The following is a 16,710-nucleotide window of genomic DNA, read 5'->3' as shown; positions in this document are numbered from 1 at the left end:
CATCTAAGTACCCAGAGGAAAGGACATCAAACGAGACTCCGCTAGTAGTGGCGAGCGAACGCGGACCAGGCCAGTGGCTTATATGAGTAAAGTGGAACAACTTGGAAAAGTTGGCTAAAGTGGGTGATAGCCCCGTACACGCAACACGATTATAAGTCCTTGAGTAGGGCGGGACACGTGAAATCCTGTCTGAACATGGGTAGACCACTATCCAAGCCTAAGTACTCGTGCATGACCGATAGCGAACCAGTACCGTGAGGGAAAGGTGAAAAGCACCCCGACGAGGGGAGTGAAATAGTACCTGAAACCGAATGCCTACAAACAGTTGGAGCCCAAGATTTGTTCTGGGTGACAGCGTACCTTTTGTATAATGGGTCAGCGACTTAGTGTATCGAGCAAGCTTAAGCCGGTAGGTGTAGGCGCAGCGAAAGCGAGTCTGAATAGGGCGATATAGTTCGATGCATTAGACCCGAAACCAAGTGATCTAGCCATGAGCAGGTTGAAGGTACGGTAACACGTACTGGAGGACCGAACCCATATCTGTTGCAATAGATTGGGATGACTTGTGGCTAGGGGTGAAAGGCCAATCAAACTTGGAGATAGCTGGTTCTCCGCGAAATCTATTTAGGTAGAGCGTCCAGCGAATACCCCCGGGGGTAGAGCACTGAATGGGCTATGGGGACTCACCGTCTTACTGATCCTAATCAAACTCCGAATACCGGGGAGTACTACTGGGCAGACACACGGCGGGTGCTAACGTCCGTCGTGAAGAGGGCAACAACCCTGACCACCATCTAAGGTCCCTAAGTTATGGCTAAGTGGGAAAGGATGTGAGGATCCCAAAACAACCAGGATGTTGGCTTAGAAGCAGCCATCATTTAAAGAAAGCGTAACAGCTCACTGGTCTAAATAAGGGTCTTTGCGCCGAAAATGTACCGGGGCTAAAGCCATACACCGAAGCTGTGGATGCACATTTGTGCGTGGTAGCGGAGCGTTCCGTAAGCCTGTGAAGGGACAGTCGTGAGACATCCTGGAGGTATCGGAAGTGAGAATGCTGACATGAGTAACGATAAAGGGAGTGAGAGACTCCCTCGCCGAAAGTCCAAGGGTTCCTGCTTAAAGTTAATCTGAGCAGGGTTAGCCGGCCCCTAAGGCGAGGCCGAAAGGCGTAGTCGATGGGAACCACGTTAATATTCGTGGGCCTGCAGGTAGTGACGGATCGCGTGTGTTGTACATTCTTATTGGATTGAATGTGCAGCGAAGCGGTTCCAGGAAATAGCTCCTGCATATAGACCGTACCCTAAACCGACACTGGTGGACTGGTAGAGAATACCAAGGCGCTTGAGAGAACTGCGTTGAAGGAACTCGGCAAAATGCACGCGTAACTTCGGAAGAAGCGTGACCTCCATTCAGGCAACTGGGTGGGGGTGGCACAGACCAGGGGGTAGCGACTGTTTACCAAAAACACAGGGCTCTGCGAAGTCGCAAGACGACGTATAGGGTCTGACGCCTGCCCGGTGCTGGAAGGTTAAGAGGAGATGTGCAAGCATTGAATTGAAGCCCCAGTAAACGGCGGCCGTAACTATAACGGTCCTAAGGTAGCGAAATTCCTTGTCGGGTAAGTTCCGACCTGCACGAATGGCGTAACGACTTCCCCGCTGTCTCCAACGCAGACTCAGTGAAATTGAATTCCCCGTGAAGATGCGGGGTTCCTGCGGTTAGACGGAAAGACCCCGTGCACCTTTACTATAGCTTTACACTGGCATTCGTGTCGGCATGTGTAGGATAGGTGGTAGACTTTGAAGCAGTGGCGCCAGCCATTGTGGAGTCATCCTTGAAATACCACCCTTGCCTATATGGATGTCTAACTGCGGCCCGTTATCCGGGTCCAGGACCGTGTATGGTGGGTAGTTTGACTGGGGCGGTCGCCTCCTAAAGAGTAACGGAGGCGCGCGATGGTAGGCTCAGAACGGTCGGAAATCGTTCGTCGAGTGCAATGGCATAAGCCTGCCTGACTGCAAGACTGACAAGTCGAGCAGAGACGAAAGTCGGTCATAGTGATCCGGTGGTCCCGCGTGGAAGGGCCATCGCTCAACGGATAAAAGGTACGCCGGGGATAACAGGCTGATGACCCCCAAGAGTCCATATCGACGGGGTTGTTTGGCACCTCGATGTCGACTCATCGCATCCTGGGGCTGGAGCAGGTCCCAAGGGTATGGCTGTTCGCCATTTAAAGCGGTACGTGAGTTGGGTTCAGAACGTCGTGAGACAGTTCGGTCCCTATCTGCCGTGGGTGTAGGAATATTGATAGGATCTGTCCCTAGTACGAGAGGACCGGGATGGACGTATCTCTGGTGGACCTGTTGTCGTGCCAACGGCATAGCAGGGTAGCTATATACGGACGGGATAACCGCTGAAGGCATCTAAGCGGGAAACCCACCTAAAAACGAGTATTCCCTATCAGAGCCGTGGAAGACTACCACGTTGATAGGCCGGGTGTGGAAGTGCGGCAACGCATGTAGCTTACCGGTACTAATAGCTCGATCGACTTGATCACTCCCATTTACAATATCCATCGAACAACGTTCGATAGATATCAGTTAAGACTATGTCCTTACGGCTGAGCGCCTGACTTCGTCAGGCTAGCCTGCGGACGGCACGCCGAAACATCGGCGACGGCCAGTCGGCCTTGCGAAGCTTACGCTTCGAGGCCCTTAAACTGATATCATTACAATCAGCACGAAAGACAACCAGCTTCTCATATTTGTGTTCTTCGCCGACCTGGTGGTTATGGCGGAGCGGCTGCACCCGATCCCATTCCGAACTCGGCCGTGAAACGCTCCAGCGCCAATGGTACTTTGTCTTAAGACACGGGAGAGTAGGTCGCTGCCAGGTCTGCTAAGCACACAAATCAAAACATCTTCTCAAATCCCATACAAAACAGATCATTTAAGCGATATACGCAAAAAAATACCAAAACCGGTTACAATATAACACCCATAACGCGGGGTGGAGCAGCCCGGTAGCTCGTCAGGCTCATAACCTGAAGGCCGCAGGTTCAAATCCTGCCCCCGCAACCAAATCCCCTTAAATCACTAAAAGCTCTGATGCATACGCCATCCTGGTCGTAGCTGTACGGCTCGTGCAAGCTGCATCGAGCGGCACGTTCGACCGCAAATCGATCCTCTGGATCGATTTTTTTATGCTCTCACCCCAGCAGGATCACAAGCCGAAGCGGGACGACGACAAGGAATTGATCCCGTGAACCAGTTCACCGACGAACGGATCAAATCCTGCCCGCAACAAAACATAAAACCCCGTGGCATATGCCACGGGGTTTTTGCGTTGGCAGCACCCCTCGTCAAAACTCCCCACCTCCCAGAATAGAGACAAACAAGCACACCCAAGCTATCAAACGGCGCGGGTAGAAAAGGAAGCGCAATGGCGAACCTCCACCGGTCGGTCATCGCCGATCTCAACATATTCGTCACCATCGTACGGCGACAAAGCATGAAACAGGCCGCTAACGAAATCGGCGTCTCAACTTCCGCTATCAGTCATCGGATCAGAAAGCTCGAGTGCGTTTGCCGACTTGGGTCCAAATGTTCTGTTAAGTGAGTGACTTGTTCATATTGACACCGGTCACGTGAAATCCCGTTGCGTCATAAACATGCCTTGCGCGCACGTTGTCAGCAGCGACGCGGAGTTTGATTTGCCGAAAGCCTTTACGTTTTAGGTCCATCTCCAGGGTTGCTAACGCCAACTTGCCGTATCCTTTTCCCTGAAACGAAGGAAAAATGTAGAAGTCCATAATGAATGCCACATGCTTTGCTGGATCCTGTTTGTACCAGAGATAGCCGAGGAGCTTTTCAGGGCCGCTGGCAGGATCGATTAAACACAGCAAAATCTGGTCGCTCGTATTGACACCGTCAGGCAAGTCCGAAGCCATTTCTCGTTTTACTTGCTCAAGAGCGGCTGCGTCGGAAAGACGATAACTTGATGCAACTTCTACTGCGTAATCAGGAATGAAATAGCCGAGATAGGTCGAGAACTCATCCTCTCGCATAGGTCTTAATTGGAGCATGAAGGTTCCTTTCATAATATGGACCGGGATCGTGTCACACTCCGCGCTTTTGTTGGAGAGGCTGTGAAACGATAGTCTAACCAGGCCATCGTTCGTGTTGTCTTGATCGAGCATGAACGAAACGCTGTTTATTGGTTGTACGGGAACCTATGTCTCGGGCTCAACTTCCGCAACAAGTGGAGCATTTGGAGTAAGCGCGTTGCTTGATGGGGTGGCTTCTGCCGATTGCGACACGCAAGCCGCCTCCCCTTGAAGTTCGTGGGTGTCAGTATGCATTGAGGAGTTCGTTCGCCACCCGCCGTAAAAATAAAGGACTGTCGCCATCAGCAGGGTTGATACCATAGCGGCTGGGAAGCTCAGCCAGAGCGCATCGGAACCAAGCTGTTCACGCAGGCCAATGGCGACGCCAAGGCGCACCGGGTACATGGATACGAAAAGAATGACGAGTGGCCAGATGACCTGACCGTTTGCGCGCACGGTTCCGAAAAGAACCATCGACACACCGAAGGCGATGAAGCCCCACGTCGCGATCCGCCCGATATGCTGACCGATCGCGATCGCCGCGCTGTCTGCGCCGAGAAATATCTGCATGGCCTGCCGGTCCGCGAGAAGCAGAAGAACAACAAGTGCTCCCGTCATCAGCACCGCGTAAATTGCCCCGATGCGAGTTATCGAGTTCACACGATCCCATTTTCCGGCTCCGATATTCTGGGCAGCCATGGCGCTCACAGCGGCGCCCAACGCCATTGCAGGCATCTGCACATAGGTCCAGAGCTGTTGTGTGGCGCCAAAGGCAGCCGTCGTATCGACACCTTCCTGATTGACCAGCCGCATCATTGTGAGCATCGAGCTTGATACGACAATCATCTGGATGCCCATCGGCAACCCTTTGGTGAAGATCAGTCGCAGTAGTTCCCGGTCAGGGACAAGGAGCCATAATTCCTTGCCACGCAAGCGCAACGGAAGGTCGCGGTGATAGATATAATAAAGCATTGCGGTCAGGCTTATGTAATTGGCGGCAGCCGTCGCCAATGCAGAACCCGCAATACCCAGTGCAGGTAGGGGACCCCATCCCAGAATGAAGACGGGATTGAGGGCTATATCCAGCAGCACGGCCATTCCCATGAATATCAGCGGGGTCATGGCGTCACCACTGCCGCGCAAAGCCATCATCAGGATCGTCTGCATCAGGATTGCCGGCATAGCGAGAAAGGTGACTTGCAGAAATGCGCGGGCCAGCGGCTCGATTGTTTCAGGCGTTCCGAGCAGTTCAAGCACTTTGGGGGCAAGCAGCCAGCCGATGACGGCGACAACGATGCTGAGCGGCACGAAAGTGCCGACGGTGGTGCCCGCTATCGTGCGCGCCGTTTCAACGTCGTGCCGTCCGAATGCCTGTCCGATCAGGATCGTTGATGCCATGCCAAAGCCGAATACGAAAGCAGTCAGCAGAAACATCACCAGATTGCCGTTTGTCGTTGCCGCAAGTGCATTCTCGCCAAGCAACTGGCCGATCCAGATCGTGTCGATTGACCCGTTCGCCGATTGCAATATTGATGAGCCGAGTGTCGGCAACGCGAAGAGCAGCAAAGCCTGATTGATCGGGGCCGTCGTCAGGTCGATGCTCTGTTTCATGAGACCTCGTCATCGGACTGATATGTCGTGAATTAATTGCTTAAATAAATCCCGCGAATTCAAACGGGGGAATCGTAATTTATTCTACTCAGGATCGATGTTGGCAGTTTGTGCGCGGCTCGTAAAGTCACGGAAAAGAGTATCGGATGTGAGTAAAGCGGGGGATGCGGCCGTTTTATGCCATTCACAGCAATCAAAAGATTGCTAATATGATCTTGTAGGCATGGAGGGGCTCTATCCATGAAAGGACTGGCAGATCAGGCGGCGCAAGGCGCTGATGAGAACAACGGCAATCCGCACCCTGCTGAAGGGACCAGTCAACCGTCACAACTGAAGGTGGGCGACAATGCCCCCGTTGGCACGGAGCAGCTTGATTGGCTCGTTGCGATGATCAATCACGTGCCGGACTTCATCTATGCCAAGGACTTGCAGGGGCGGTTTCTGTTCGCCAATGATGCGGTGGTTCGCAACAACGGCCTTTCGGACATCAATGAACTCATTGGACTGACCGATTTCGATATTCACGGGGAAGCCGCGATCACGGCCCATATTTCCGAGATTGAAAAACAGGTCATGGAAAGCGGCCAGCCCGATCTCGGCTATGAAGAGCGCGCCATGCGTGGCGGAACGGATCGCTGGCTGATGATCTCGCGGGTGCCTTTGCGCGATAGAAACGGCAATATCATCGGCGTTGTGGGCGCGTCTCGTGACATTTCCCTCAAGAAAAAGGCCGAACGCTTCATGCAGGTTCAGGCCCGTATTCTGGAAATGACGGTAAGTGCGGTGGCCATACCGGATTTCGTCGATCAGTTGACCCGTTTGCTGGAAGGTCTTGCCGCCGGTATTCGCTGTGTTGCCGTTGTTACCGGGGAGACCGCTGAAGATGTTGTCATTTCTGCGCCTTCCCTCCCTTCTTTGTCGTTCGGTGTGAGAAACGGACGTGAGCCACTTTCTCTCGCAGCGCTTGAAGCGGTGCTGAAGACATTGGTTCCCGATAGTGAAGCCATATTCTCCATGGAAATCCCGTCTGCGGACGGGCAGGGGCATGGTGCTCTTGGTTTCGCGGTCAATGGCGACGCTTCGGATGACCGCGTCCTCACGGAGTTTTTTACCACTGCTGCCAGGATGAGCGGAATTGCCATCGACAGGCGTATCGCCGACGAGCGCATCCGCTATCTGGCCGAACACGATACGTTGACGGGGCTGGCTAACAGGGCTTTCCTGGAGCGGAAACTTGGACAGATTCTCGAACAGGCGGCGGCACACTCTCAGCGAGTGGCCGTTGGCTTTCTCGATCTGGATCAGTTCAAGCCGGTCAACGATACGCTTGGTCATGCTGCAGGCGACAAGCTTCTGCAGCAGATTGCCGGACGGATTTCACTTTTACTGCGCGATGGTGAACTTGCCGGGCGCATGGGAGGCGATGAGTTCATTCTCGTCTTGCAGGCGGATGATGGCGATTTCTGCTCCCGGCTGGATGAAATCAGACGGAAGATCAGCGAGCCGGTCGAACTTGACGGAACTTATCTGGAAGTCACCTGCAGCATCGGTGTCGCCTGCTTTCCGAAACATGGTCGCTCGGCTGCGGAACTGTTCGCGGCCGCAGATGCTGCGATGTACGATGCCAAGGCGAAGGGCCGCAATGGGGTCAGCGTCTATTCCGTCGAAATGTCGCGTGGCCTTGCTTCAGGCGGGAGCAAGCAGTCGTAGCTATTGCGCAATATTCAGCTAATTCGGGCCTTGACGAACACGTCATAGCGCGTGCTTTTGCCGAGTATCTGGTGGGATGGTTTGCGCAATCCGGCCATCGGGTCGGCGCGCAAGGGCCATTTCAGAACCACACGGTTCTGTGCTGCCTCCAGCGCAACCTGCATCAGCTTTTCGGCATCGGGATCGGTACCGACGATCTCGCGGATCTGGCGCATTTCCTTCTTGACGAGTGCGCTGTTGCCGCGGGGAGGGTGCATCGGATCGACCAGAACGACCTGCGGCTTCAGTTCCGGCAGGAGCAGGCAGGAATCGCCCTGTAGAAGTGTCATGCGTGCGACAGTCTCGGCATAGCGCCCGCCTTCCGCCGCTGCGCGCGCCAGCCCTTCGGCCAGAAGGCCATGCATCGTTTCGGAGCGCTCGATCAAAGTCACCTTTGCACCGAGCGATGCCAGCAGGAAAGCATCACGCCCGAGCCCGGCTGTTGCGTCCACGATTTCGGGCATGACATCGCGCGTCATTCCGACAGCCTTGGCGAGAGCCTGCCCGCGTCCTTCGCCGGAGCGGAACCGGTGGCCGACAGCGCCTCCGACAAAATCGACGATCAGCTCCGATGTATCTATTTTCTGCGACATGAATGCTCTCAGAAGGGGCAGGGCGCGGTGAATGTCACGTCGCGCCCGTCGGGGTGCCGGAAAGCCAGTTCTTCCGCATGCAACAGCAGACGGTCTGCAGCAGCGAGGGCTTCACCTTCGGCGTAGAATTCGTCGCCGAGGATCACATGGCCGAGCGCTTTCATATGAACGCGCAACTGGTGCGTCCGGCCTGTCAGGGGAAAGAGCCGCAGCCGGGTGCTTGCATCACCCCTGTCGAGAACCTGCCAGCGGGTCTGCGCCGGTTTGCCATGATCATGGTCGACGCGATGGCGCGGCTTGTTGTCGGGGTCTATCGCAAGGGGCAGGTCGATCAGCCCTTCGTTATCTTCGACGCAGCCCCAGACAACGGCGACATAGGATTTTTGCGCCGTTCGGGCCTCGAACTGCGAGGCGATGGCGGCGTGGGCCTTGCGGTTGAGCGACATCAGCACAAGGCCGGACGTATCCTTGTCGAGACGGTTGATCATCTGGGCTTGCGGAAACTGCTTTTGAACTCGTGTCGCGAGGCTGTCCGACAGTGCTGGATGACGCCCCGGCACGGATAACAGACCGCTCGGCTTGTCCAGCACGAGAAAGCCTGCGTCGCGATGAAGGATCGAGACATAGGGTTCCAGCGGGGGATGATAGATGGGAGCATCGGCGGATAACACAGTCATAATGCTCTTCTAGCATGGTTTGCGCGGCGTGGAGAAGCGCGCCTTTGTTGACAGTGCGTGTGGGTAGCTCTACCTTATATTAAAATAGTCTAAAGTATTAATTTTCTTTGTTATTTTCATGGTGATGCAATGATGACCCGCCGCCAGACCTTGCTTTTTGCCGCTGCTGCCACCGCTGGCCTGTCAATACAATCACTCCGTGGGCAGGCAGGCAGCTCCTCGGCTCGTTCTGCCGGTTTCTGGTATCCGGAAGAAACAGAGCCCCATGAGCGCACGTTCATGCAATGGCCGGTAAATCCCGCTGTCTATGACGATCCTGATTTCCTTGATGATATTCAGAAAACCATTGCGAAAATTGCGAACGCCATTGCACAGTTCGAGCCGGTTGTGATGCTGGCTGCGGCCCGGTATCACCGCGCTGTCCGCAAGCTGGTCTCGCGCAACGTTGAAATTTGGGACATTCCGACTGACGATTTGTGGTGTCGCGATTCCGGCCCCTCATTTGTCATTGACGGCAAGGGTGGTCTGGCCATTACACAATTCAACTTCAACGGCTGGGGTAACAAGCAAACCCACGGTGCAGACGGTCAGATCGCCGCGCGGATAGCCGAACGGCTGGGGCTGCAGGTTTTCGACGCAGGCCTTGTGGGTGAAGCGGGAGGTGTTGAGACCGACGGCCACGGCACGTTGATCGCCCACGAAAGCAGTTTCATCAATGCCAATCGCAATCAGGGTAGCAAAGCTGAAATCGAACAGATGTTGTTGAACACGATGGGTGCGCGCAAGATGATCTGGGCGCCTGGTATCATCGGTGCGGATATCACCGACTATCATATTGATGCGCTGGCTCGTTTCGTCAAACCGGGGCAGTTGTTAATCCAGATGGGAGACAAGATCGACTCCGACGATCCATGGTCGGTTGCTGCCTCCGAAACACATGACATATTTGCCGCAGCCACCGATGCCGAAGGGCGCAAGCTGGATATGGTCATTTTGCCGGAGCCCTATGACATCCGCGTGAGCAACAGCGATTTTGTGTCTTCCTATGTTAACTATTATGTTTGTAACGGCGCGGTGATTGCTGCTGAGTTTGGCGATCGGGAAGTCGACGAACAAGCAGCGGCCATTCTTGGCAAGCTGTATCCCGGCAGGGAGATTGTCACGTTGAATATCGATCCGGTGGGTGAGGTTGGCGGCGGCATCCATTGCGCCACCCATGAGCAACCCAAGGTCTGACCATGCGGAACTGGTTGCGGCGCAATATCGAACCCTTGACCGCTTTGGGCGGGATCGCTACGGCCTTTGCCGCGCTTTCTGCGCTGGTTATCATTCCTTATCAGGTCGGTCAGGCCGATTTGATTCAGCGCGACCAGACCGCGCGTGAGATATATCGCGAGTTTCTGAATTTGACTGTGCAAAAACCTGAGCTGGCGCGTGCGTCTTATTGCTCGCTCAGCGATAAGACGCAGCTCACCGCCTATGGGGCATATGTCGAGTATCTGCTTTATACGTCGGAACAGATGATCGAAACCTCATCAGACTGGCGTGCGCCGATGGCCGGATATCTGAGTGATCACATGGAATATCTGTGCGATCCCGAGGGGCTGGGCGCGCGTGATGGCGTGGCTGGTCTGCTGGCGCAGGCCGGATTGACCTGTAAGCCCGAGAATACCTGTCAGGAAGACGCACGACCTTGAAGTTATATGGCGGAGAGGGTGGGATTCGAACCCACGGTGGAGTTACCCCCACGCCGCATTTCGAGTGCGGTACTTTCGACCACTCAGCCACCTCTCCGCATTGTGCAATCCGGTAAAGCGATCTATAAAATCGCGCCGTCAAACAGCATCTAAAGCGAATGCTAAGTGTGTAGCGGCTCAATAACGGGCCAGCGCTGATTAGACAAGAGCTAATTTGCATTCCGTTGTGAAAATTCTTGACTTTTCTGCAGCTTCAAACCTATAAGCACCAGACCTTGGGCGTGGGGTGATCTGCGCCTATTGTTTTGATTGCGGAATTTCGGGTTTCCGAGGTCGCAATCAAGGGCTTCACGCCCACTCATCAACCGACTGATAAAAAGACGGCCCATCACTTCGACGCCAATGTCGTGGAAATGAGAGCCGGACCGAACAACCGAAAGGACAACAAATGTTCGCAGTCATCAAGACCGGTGGCAAGCAGTACCGCGTTGCCGCAAATGACCTGATCAAGGTCGAAAAAGTTGCTGGCGAAGCCGGTGACATCGTAGAATTCGCAGAAGTCCTGATGGTCGGCTCGACCATTGGCGCACCGGTCGTCGCTGGCGCTCTCGTCACCGCCGAAGTTGTTGAACAGGGCCGTGCTCGCAAGGTCATCGCGTTCAAGAAGCGTCGTCGTCAGAACTCGAAGCGCACCCGCGGTCATCGTCAGGAACTGACGACCATCCGTATCTCGGAGATCCTCACTGACGGCGCAAAGCCATCCAAGAAGGCCGCCGAGAAGAAGGCTCCGAAGGCAGGCGCCGCTGAAGGCGAAGCCGCAAAGCCGAAGAAGGCAGCGCCTAAGAAGGCTGCAGCCAAGGCCGAGTCGGCTGAGTAAGTAGAGAGATTAAAGGAGAACACCAATGGCACACAAAAAAGCTGGCGGTTCCTCGCGTAACGGTCGCGATTCAGAATCCAAACGCCTTGGCGTGAAGAAGTTCGGCGGCGAAGCTGTCGTTTCTGGCAACATCATCGTGCGTCAACGCGGCACGAAGTGGCATCCGGGCGCCAATGTCGGCCTCGGCAAGGACCATACGATTTTTGCAACCACAAACGGTTCCGTGTCTTTCCGTACGAAAGCCAACGGCCGCACGTACGTATCGGTTAACCCGATCGCGGAAGCAGCAGAGTAAGCCGGGCACTCTCTAAAGCACCGGCGTCCCATCGGACCCGGTGTAAATGGCAGCCTAGCCAAAAGATCGAAGGGAAGATGGGGCCACCATCTTCCCTTTTTGCATCTGGAGGAACGAAAAATGGTTGTCGAAGTTCTGGAAGAAGATTGTTACGACGCAAGCAGTAGCGAAAGACGAGACAGTTACACGGATCTGTCGCCCGGATTAGGGCCCGATCTGGCTTATGAATTAGACTGTCCTGTCCTCGTCACTGAAAGGCTGGTCCTGCGCCCGCCGCATGTCGAAGACGTGGATGCGATTTCCTATCTTGCCAATAACGCCCGCGTCTCCGGTATGCTTGCTCGTATGCCGCATCCCTACACGCGTGAAAATGCCGTCGATTTTGTCGAGCGCGTGCGAAAAGGCGAGATGGGCAATTGTATCTACGCCATCACGCAAGCGGAAACCGGCATCTTTATGGGGTGCTGCGGCATCCATGCGTATAAACACGGTGAAGGGCTGGAAATCGGCTATTGGCTGGGTGAACCCTATTGGGGCCACGGCTTTGCCACGGAAGCTGCTCACGCGCTGATCGACCTGGCTTTCCGTGCAACTGCTATCGAGCGGCTGCATGTCTCGTGCCGTGCCAGCAATGGCGGCTCGCGCCGGGTGATCCACAAGTGCGGGTTCCAGTTCAGCAGCATGGGCATGGCCGACTCGCTTGCCGCAGGCAATGTCCCGGTCGAGCGCTATGTCCTCGATCGCCGCACCTGGATCGGGCTGAGAAGCTGGCAGTCATAAGTAAAGGGTCCTGCTGCGTACCAAACCTTACCGGATATGCGCAGGACCTGAAATAACGGGGAATGAAATGATGGATACTCACGCAATCGCCCGCGACAAGATCGTGGTGCGTGCGCTCGAAAAGGGCGACCTGCATCGCTATCGGGCCATAAGATTAAGCGCTTTGCAGCGTGCGCCAATGGCATTCGGTTCGAGTTTCGACGAAGAAAACGCCTATTCGGACAGCCTGTTTGCACGTCGTCTGGAGCAGGTGAACGGCAATGTGGTTTTCGGCGCCTTCGATGGTGAAAACCTGTTGGGAACGGCAGGCATGTTCCGTCACGATCGCAAGTCGGAGCGCCATCGCGGCACGCTCTGGGGTGTCTATGTGGCTCCCGAAGCGCGTGGGCTGGAGCTGGGCAAGGCTCTTGTCAGCAAGGTCATCGATCATGCTGCAAGCCAGGTCGTCGTTCTGGATGCCAAGGTGGTGGCCACCAACGATGCCGCCAAACGCGTCTATTATGCGCTCGGTTTCAAGACTTACGGTGTCGAACCCAAGTCACTTTCCGTGCAGGGTCAGTATCTGGATCAGGAGTTGATCTATATCGATTTCACTGATCCGGTCTGGAAAGACAAACTCGGGTGAAATCTCGCCTCCTCAACTGTTTGCAGGAGGCCGCTTTTGCTGTAATTGCAACACACCACATGCGGGCACGCCCGCATGTAACGACATTCGGGGCGCATGCCGCCCAAAAGCCTGCCAGAGCGCAGGCATCCAAGAAGGTTACATTCAAATGAAGTTTCTCGATCAGGCAAAGATCTATATCTGCTCCGGCAATGGCGGGGCGGGGGCGGTTTCGTTCCGCCGCGAGAAATTTCTCGAATTCGGCGGGCCCGACGGCGGCGACGGCGGACGCGGCGGCGATGTGTGGGTGGAGGCTGTAAACGGTCTCAACACGCTGATCGATTATCGCTATCAGCAGCATTTCCGGGCCAAGACCGGTATGCACGGCATGGGCCGCAACATGACCGGCGGCAAGGGCGATGACGTTGTTCTCAAAGTACCCGTCGGCACGCAGATTTTCGAGGAAGACGACGAAACGCTGATCTGCGACATCACCGAAATCGGCCAGCGCTACCGGCTCGCTAAGGGCGGCAATGGCGGCTTCGGCAATCTGCATTTCACGACCTCGACCAATCGCGCGCCGCGCCGCGCCAATCCCGGGCAGGACGGTATCGAGCGCACGATCAGGCTGCGCCTGAAGCTGATTGCCGATGCCGGTCTGGTCGGTCTGCCCAATGCCGGAAAATCCACCTTCCTTGCAAGTGTGACAGCAGCCAAGCCGAAGATTGCCGACTATCCATTTACCACACTGCATCCCAATCTGGGCGTTGCGCGTGTGGATGGCCGCGAATTCGTCATCGCCGATATTCCTGGCCTGATCGAAGGCGCCAGCGAAGGCATCGGTCTTGGCGACCGTTTCCTCGGTCATGTCGAGCGCACGCGCGTTCTGCTGCATCTGGTTTCCGCGCAGGAAGAGGACGTGGCGAAGGCTTACAAGGTCATTCGCGGTGAACTCGAAGCATACGAACACGGGCTTGCCGAAAAGCCGGAAATTGTTGCCTTGTCGCAGATCGATACGCTCGATCCCGAAGCACGCAAGGCGAAGATCAAGGCGCTGAAAAAAGCATGCGGGCGTGAGCCGCTGCTGCTTTCGGCGGTGAGCCATGAAGGTCTCAACGATGCGTTGCGCCAGCTCGCAAGCGTCATCGATCGAAGCCGCGCCGCAGAGGCGGGTACGGCAGAAGCCGAAGAGTAAGCATCGGGTTTTATTTGGGCGCGTATCTTGTCCGAAAACCGTTTCACACTTTTCGGGATGCGTTTTAGATGCGGCGAGGGGAATGAAAGCATGCTGAAGAAACTGAAAGACTATCGCCGCATCGTTGTCAAAATCGGGTCCGCTCTTCTGGTGGATCGTGCAACCGGTCTGAAGCGCGACTGGCTGGAGAGCCTCGGGCAGGACATTGCTACTCTTCATCATGCAGGTGTCGAAGTGCTGGTGGTCTCATCGGGCGCAATCGCACTCGGGCGCACGGTTCTGGGCTTGCCAAAGAAGGCGCTGAAGCTTGAGGAAAGTCAGGCGGCTGCCGCAGCTGGCCAGATCGCGCTCGCCAAGGCCTATGCCGATGTGCTCGGCGGCCACTCCATCCGCTCTGGCCAGATTCTCGTCACGCTCTCCGATACCGAGGAGCGCCGCCGCTATCTCAATGCGCGCGCGACCATCGAGACGTTGCTGAAGCTGAAGGCCGTGCCGGTCATCAACGAGAACGATACGGTGGCAACCACCGAAATCCGCTATGGTGACAATGATCGTCTGGCCGCGCGAGTGGCGACCATGATGGGTGCGGACCTGCTGGTCCTGCTGTCCGATATTGACGGACTTTATACCGCCCCGCCGCACAAGAACCCGGATGCGGAGTTTTTGCCGCTGGTTACAACCATCACCCCGCAAATTGAAGCCATGGCCGGAGCCGCAGCTTCCGAACTGTCGCGCGGCGGCATGAAGACGAAGCTGGACGCGGGCAAGATCGCCAATGCGGCAGGCACTGCGATGATTATTACGTCGGGCACGCGTTTCGGTCCGCTTTCGGCAATCGACCGCGGGGAGCGCGCAACGTTGTTCGAACCGGCGCGGGCACCGGTCAATGCCTGGAAGACCTGGATTTCCGGCAATCTTGAACCGGCAGGCCGTCTGACGGTGGATGCCGGTGCGGCCAAGGCGCTGAAATCCGGCAAATCGCTCCTTCCTGCAGGTGTCAAAGAGATCGACGGCCAGTTCGAGCGCGGCGATACGGTTGCGGTGATCAATGAAGATGGTCGCGAGATTGCGCGCGGACTGATTGCTTACGATGCCGAGGATGCGCGCAAGATTGCAGGCCATAAAAGCGATGAGATCAGCGAAATTCTTGGCTATGATGCGCGAGCGGCGATGATCCATCGCAACGATCTGGTGGTGCGCGCTGCCAGTAATACGGAAGCTGCATAAAGGGGGAAGAGGATGTTGAACAAAGTGGGTGCCGAAACTGACATTGCAGCCATCATGGCAAAGGTTGGCCGTAAAGCTCGGCAGGCAGCGGCTCCGCTTTCCATCGCTTCGCCTCAACAGAAAAACAAAGCCTTGCTTGCCGCCGCCGATGCGATGCTCGCAAACAAAGATGCCATTCTTGAAGCCAACAAGCTTGATCTTAGCCATGCGGAAAACAGCGGCATGGCCGCGTCTTTCGTTGATCGCCTGACGCTCGATGACAGCCGGATCAATGCCATCGCCGAGGGTATCCGCGCCATCGCTGCCCTGCCTGATCCGGTCGGGGAAGTGATTGCCGAGTGGGACCGCCCGAATGGCCTCCATATCGAGCGCGTGCGCACGCCGCTCGGTGTTATCGGTGTCATTTATGAAAGCCGCCCCAATGTGACCGCCGATGCTGGCGCGCTGTGCCTCAAGGCGGGCAATGCCGTCATTTTGCGTGGTGGCTCGGATTCCGCGCATTCGTCGGCTGCCATTCACAAGGCGCTGGTCGAGGGGCTTGAAGCAGCCAACCTGCCTGCCGATGCGATCCAGATCGTGCCGGTGACCGACCGTGCCGCTGTCGGCGAAATGCTGAAAGGTCTGGACGGTGCGATTGACGTGATCGTGCCGCGCGGCGGCAAAAGCCTTGTTGCACGCGTTCAGTCGGAAGCACGGGTGCCGGTCTTTGCGCATCTGGAAGGCATCTGCCATCTGTATGTCGACAAGTCCGCTGATCTCGACATGGCCCGCAAGATTGCGGTCGATGCCAAGATGCGGCGCACCGGGATCTGCGGTGCGGCGGAAACGGTTCTGGTGGATCGCGCCGTGGCAGGCACGCATCTGGTGCCTATCCTTGACGACCTTGCCGCCAAGGGCTGTGAAATTCGCGGTTCGCAGGACGTGCTGGCGCTCTATCCGGCAGCAAAGCCTGCGACCGAGGAAGACTGGTCGACCGAATATCTTGATGCGATTATTTCCGTTGCGCTGGTTGACGGTATTTCGGGGGCGATTGAACACATCAACCGCTATTCCTCGCACCATACGGAAGCGGTCGTGGCGCAGGATGCGGAGGCGGTTGCACGTTTCTTCAACGAGATCGACTCGGCCATTCTCCTGCACAATGCCTCGACGCAATTTGCCGATGGTGGCGAGTTCGGCATGGGTGCGGAAATCGGTATCGCCACCGGCAAAATGCATGCGCGTGGGCCGGTCGGCGTCGAACAGCTCACCTCGTTCAAATATCGTGTGCGCGGCAACGGGCAGATTCGTGGTTAGACGC

At 56.0% G+C, this 16,710-nt stretch carries 15 protein-coding genes, 2 tRNA genes and 2 rRNA genes (1 of these 19 cut by a window edge); 14 read left to right on the top strand and 5 right to left on the bottom strand.

The features are described from left to right. The 4 genes from CQZ93_RS12225 to CQZ93_RS12210 form a co-directional block, all read left to right on the top strand. Positions 1-2,557, top strand: a 23S ribosomal RNA gene (locus CQZ93_RS12225) (it extends 256 nt beyond the left edge of the window). A 223-nt stretch (positions 2,558-2,780) separates the two neighbouring features. Beyond that, a 5S ribosomal RNA gene (rrf, locus tag CQZ93_RS12220) occupies positions 2,781-2,895 on the top strand. Positions 2,896-3,003: 108 nt separating this feature from the next. Then, positions 3,004-3,080: transfer RNA gene (locus tag CQZ93_RS12215), tRNA-Met, on the top strand. Between the two features lie 361 nt (positions 3,081-3,441). Further along, positions 3,442-3,618: a LysR family transcriptional regulator gene (locus CQZ93_RS12210; RefSeq protein ID WP_105542789.1), complete on the top strand. Its 177-nt coding sequence runs from the start codon at positions 3,442-3,444 to the stop codon at positions 3,616-3,618. Here the strand turns inward: CQZ93_RS12210 and CQZ93_RS12205 are convergent. Further along, on the bottom strand, positions 3,611-4,198 hold the full coding sequence (locus CQZ93_RS12205; protein WP_286153188.1) for a GNAT family N-acetyltransferase: 588 nt from the start codon (positions 4,196-4,198) through the stop codon (positions 3,611-3,613). The two genes, CQZ93_RS12210 and CQZ93_RS12205, sit on opposite strands and share 8 nt — an antisense overlap. Positions 4,199-4,231: 33 nt before the next feature. After that, on the bottom strand, positions 4,232-5,716 hold the full coding sequence (locus CQZ93_RS12200) for an MATE family efflux transporter (RefSeq protein WP_105542788.1): 1,485 nt from the start codon (positions 5,714-5,716) through the stop codon (positions 4,232-4,234). A 240-nt stretch (positions 5,717-5,956) separates the two neighbouring features. Between CQZ93_RS12200 and CQZ93_RS12195 the strand changes: the two genes are divergently transcribed. Beyond that, positions 5,957-7,426 carry a diguanylate cyclase domain-containing protein gene (locus tag CQZ93_RS12195; RefSeq protein ID WP_105542787.1) on the top strand — a complete coding sequence of 490 codons (1,470 nt, stop codon included), beginning with the start codon at positions 5,957-5,959 and terminating at the stop codon, positions 7,424-7,426. Between the two features lie 14 nt (positions 7,427-7,440). On the opposite strand, the gene CQZ93_RS12190 is transcribed toward CQZ93_RS12195, so the two are convergent. Beyond that, on the bottom strand, positions 7,441-8,058 hold the full coding sequence (locus CQZ93_RS12190; RefSeq protein WP_105542786.1) for a class I SAM-dependent methyltransferase: 618 nt from the start codon (positions 8,056-8,058) through the stop codon (positions 7,441-7,443). Positions 8,059-8,066: 8 nt separating this feature from the next. Then, on the bottom strand, positions 8,067-8,735 hold the full coding sequence (locus CQZ93_RS12185) for a pseudouridine synthase (protein ID WP_105542785.1): 669 nt from the start codon (positions 8,733-8,735) through the stop codon (positions 8,067-8,069). A 129-nt stretch (positions 8,736-8,864) separates the two neighbouring features. On the opposite strand from CQZ93_RS12185, the gene CQZ93_RS12180 reads away from it, so the two are divergent. Together CQZ93_RS12180 and CQZ93_RS12175 are read left to right on the top strand one after the other, a co-directional pair. Further along, on the top strand, positions 8,865-9,971 hold the full coding sequence (locus CQZ93_RS12180; RefSeq protein ID WP_105542784.1) for an agmatine deiminase family protein: 1,107 nt from the start codon (positions 8,865-8,867) through the stop codon (positions 9,969-9,971). A gap of 2 nt (positions 9,972-9,973) precedes the next feature. Beyond that, positions 9,974-10,432 carry a hypothetical protein gene (locus tag CQZ93_RS12175; RefSeq protein WP_105542783.1) on the top strand — a complete coding sequence of 153 codons (459 nt, stop codon included), beginning with the start codon at positions 9,974-9,976 and terminating at the stop codon, positions 10,430-10,432. Positions 10,433-10,439: 7 nt separating this feature from the next. On the opposite strand, the gene CQZ93_RS12170 is transcribed toward CQZ93_RS12175, so the two are convergent. Further along, positions 10,440-10,529 (bottom strand) — tRNA-Ser (locus CQZ93_RS12170). Between the two features lie 351 nt (positions 10,530-10,880). On the opposite strand from CQZ93_RS12170, the gene rplU reads away from it, so the two are divergent. The 7 genes from rplU (at position 10,881) to CQZ93_RS12135 (ending at position 16,706) form a co-directional block, all read left to right on the top strand. Then, positions 10,881-11,309: a 50S ribosomal protein L21 gene (gene rplU, locus CQZ93_RS12165; protein ID WP_105542782.1), complete on the top strand. Its 429-nt coding sequence runs from the start codon at positions 10,881-10,883 to the stop codon at positions 11,307-11,309. Between the two features lie 25 nt (positions 11,310-11,334). Then, positions 11,335-11,604 carry a 50S ribosomal protein L27 gene (gene rpmA, locus CQZ93_RS12160; RefSeq protein WP_105542781.1) on the top strand — a complete coding sequence of 90 codons (270 nt, stop codon included), beginning with the start codon at positions 11,335-11,337 and terminating at the stop codon, positions 11,602-11,604. A 120-nt stretch (positions 11,605-11,724) separates the two neighbouring features. After that, positions 11,725-12,384 (top strand): GNAT family N-acetyltransferase, encoded by a 660-nt coding sequence (locus tag CQZ93_RS12155; RefSeq protein WP_105542780.1) that lies wholly within the window; start codon positions 11,725-11,727, stop codon positions 12,382-12,384. Between the two features lie 67 nt (positions 12,385-12,451). After that, positions 12,452-13,009: a GNAT family N-acetyltransferase gene (locus tag CQZ93_RS12150; protein WP_105542779.1), complete on the top strand. Its 558-nt coding sequence runs from the start codon at positions 12,452-12,454 to the stop codon at positions 13,007-13,009. Positions 13,010-13,157: 148 nt separating this feature from the next. Next, the gene (gene obgE / locus CQZ93_RS12145; protein ID WP_105542778.1) at positions 13,158-14,183 is read left to right on the top strand and encodes a GTPase ObgE; all 1,026 of its coding nucleotides are present in this window, start codon (positions 13,158-13,160) and stop codon (positions 14,181-14,183) included. 90 nt (positions 14,184-14,273) lie between these two features. Further along, a complete protein-coding gene (proB, locus tag CQZ93_RS12140; RefSeq protein WP_105542777.1) occupies positions 14,274-15,410 on the top strand; it encodes a glutamate 5-kinase in 1,137 nt (378 codons plus the stop codon). 12 nt (positions 15,411-15,422) lie between these two features. Beyond that, positions 15,423-16,706, top strand: a complete 1,284-nt coding sequence (locus CQZ93_RS12135; RefSeq protein WP_105542776.1) for a glutamate-5-semialdehyde dehydrogenase — start codon at positions 15,423-15,425, stop codon at positions 16,704-16,706. The last annotated feature ends 4 nt before the right edge of the window (positions 16,707-16,710 follow it).

The sequence above is a fragment of the Ochrobactrum vermis genome, assembly GCF_002975205.1.
GTDB lineage: Bacteria > Pseudomonadota > Alphaproteobacteria > Rhizobiales > Rhizobiaceae > Brucella > Brucella vermis.
Note: the sequence above shows the minus strand (reverse complement) of the source record. Positions and strands in the feature narration are given on the sequence as shown.

Excerpts from the sequence above, each read along its gene's own strand:
- CQZ93_RS12180 (WP_105542784.1), top strand. The coding sequence starts at position 8,865 with ATGATGACCCGCCGCCAGACCTTGCTTTTTGCCGCTGCTGCCACCGCT.
- proB (WP_105542777.1), top strand. The coding sequence starts at position 14,274 with ATGCTGAAGAAACTGAAAGACTATCGCCGCATCGTTGTCAAAATCGGG.
- CQZ93_RS12195 (WP_105542787.1), top strand. The coding sequence starts at position 5,957 with ATGAAAGGACTGGCAGATCAGGCGGCGCAAGGCGCTGATGAGAACAAC.
- CQZ93_RS12210 (WP_105542789.1), top strand. The coding sequence starts at position 3,442 with ATGGCGAACCTCCACCGGTCGGTCATCGCCGATCTCAACATATTCGTC.
- CQZ93_RS12155 (WP_105542780.1), top strand. The coding sequence starts at position 11,725 with ATGGTTGTCGAAGTTCTGGAAGAAGATTGTTACGACGCAAGCAGTAGC.
- CQZ93_RS12135 (WP_105542776.1), top strand. The coding sequence starts at position 15,423 with ATGTTGAACAAAGTGGGTGCCGAAACTGACATTGCAGCCATCATGGCA.
- CQZ93_RS12205 (WP_286153188.1), bottom strand. The coding sequence starts at position 4,198 with ATGCTCGATCAAGACAACACGAACGATGGCCTGGTTAGACTATCGTTT.
- rplU (WP_105542782.1), top strand. The coding sequence starts at position 10,881 with ATGTTCGCAGTCATCAAGACCGGTGGCAAGCAGTACCGCGTTGCCGCA.
- CQZ93_RS12185 (WP_105542785.1), bottom strand. The coding sequence starts at position 8,735 with ATGACTGTGTTATCCGCCGATGCTCCCATCTATCATCCCCCGCTGGAA.
- CQZ93_RS12200 (WP_105542788.1), bottom strand. The coding sequence starts at position 5,716 with ATGAAACAGAGCATCGACCTGACGACGGCCCCGATCAATCAGGCTTTG.
- obgE (WP_105542778.1), top strand. The coding sequence starts at position 13,158 with ATGAAGTTTCTCGATCAGGCAAAGATCTATATCTGCTCCGGCAATGGC.
- CQZ93_RS12150 (WP_105542779.1), top strand. The coding sequence starts at position 12,452 with ATGATGGATACTCACGCAATCGCCCGCGACAAGATCGTGGTGCGTGCG.
- CQZ93_RS12190 (WP_105542786.1), bottom strand. The coding sequence starts at position 8,058 with ATGTCGCAGAAAATAGATACATCGGAGCTGATCGTCGATTTTGTCGGA.
- rpmA (WP_105542781.1), top strand. The coding sequence starts at position 11,335 with ATGGCACACAAAAAAGCTGGCGGTTCCTCGCGTAACGGTCGCGATTCA.
- CQZ93_RS12175 (WP_105542783.1), top strand. The coding sequence starts at position 9,974 with ATGCGGAACTGGTTGCGGCGCAATATCGAACCCTTGACCGCTTTGGGC.